At 56.5% G+C, this 1,298-nt stretch carries 1 protein-coding gene and 1 pseudogene; both read right to left on the reverse strand.

Annotated elements, in window-relative coordinates; all coding sequences use genetic code 11:
• Positions 1–23: 23 nt before the first annotated feature.
• Complete coding sequence (locus tag H1B37_RS32845) at positions 24–701, reverse strand: DUF6882 domain-containing protein (RefSeq protein WP_182871493.1); 678 nt, start codon at positions 699–701, stop codon at positions 24–26.
• A 303-nt stretch (positions 702–1,004) separates the two neighbouring features.
• Positions 1,005–1,298 (reverse strand): annotated as a pseudogene (locus H1B37_RS32850) (IS91 family transposase); the annotation flags it as partial.

Raw genomic sequence — 1,298 nt, forward strand, 5'->3', positions numbered from 1 at the left:
TTCTGCCTTCTCCTGGACCGCGATCAAGTTGCTTCGGCAGAGTTCAGTGTACAGTCGATCTTGTTTATTCGTTGCATTGAATCAAAAGTAACCGTGAGTGAATCTTTGTCGCGCCTAGCGTCTAAACGATTGCCAGCCGGTTGCAGCGTGAAACCCTGACTCCGTAGGAATGAATCAGCCATGTCTCGGTGATTGATTTCAAATTGAGAGATCACCTCAGTCATTACGGTAACGGCACGTTCAGGTGCAACGGGGCCAACGACGTCGCGAGGGACGTCGCAAACGAGGAAGAAGAGCGCACCACCATCGTACGGACCACGGTAATAGCAGCAGTTGGGATGCAGTCCCGATGCAACCAACGCGATCATGTGCCCATCTGCGATGTTCTGCGAAAAGCTGCGATCAGTGAATTCCGGTACCTGTTGTGTGGATCCGAGGTCGTAGCACTCGTTACACGCTTTAAGAAGATTTGGAGGCAAATTGCTTTGCTCGTTTGCCCAAGCCCAGAGCCAAGACGCGTCACCATCGGCTTCGGTGCCAAGCAATTGGATGGGGAATGAGAGATCAGTTCCGAATGTAGCAACCCCTTCGGACATACTGACGCCCCAATTCCGTTCACCGATCAAATCCGCGAACGCGATTTGCTTGGCGAATGAAACGCCAATGTTTTGTGAAAGTAGGGAAGCGAATTCAGGACTCATGAGCAATCTATGGCAGAACCATTACGTTCACCTGCTTAGCGGCGGTAAACGCTGGCGGGTGAGTGGGCTGATTGGCACTTCGTTGCCCCAGATGCTAAGTCGGGTGCAACGTATTGTTGATCGGGCCTTGCGTTGGCCCCGTTGCCGTGGGACCGGCTCGACGCCGAGCTTAGGAGTTTACCCGCTCGATCGACCGGGTGTGGGAGGTTCTGCCAGTTGCTCCCGGAGAAGTCGCGTCGCCGAGCGCGCACCTTCGGTAGCGTCGGTGGCGTTTCCTGTCCGTTGTCAAATACTCCAGCGGCCTCATGCGGCTTGCCCTCGTTTCTCGCGCCAACTGAATGCATCAAGCGGGGGATCGCGACCGGAGGCGAACTCGTGGTGCGACACCAAACGCTTGCCACACACCGGGCACGTGCAAGCGTCGGTCATCCCGGTCGACTCGCACAACTGTTGCCAAGTCAGCTGTTCCAGTGAGTCCGACTCTGGCGGAGCCACGCCGAGGGCGGCACGCGCGTCATCGATGCGGGAGTGCTGGTTGCCGCTGTAAAGCCCGTAACCACGAACGGTTTGAAAACGTCTCGGCGGGACGTGCTCCAG

Origin of the sequence: Stieleria mannarensis, assembly GCF_014154935.1 — a bacterium.
GTDB lineage: Bacteria > Planctomycetota > Planctomycetia > Pirellulales > Pirellulaceae > Stieleria > Stieleria mannarensis.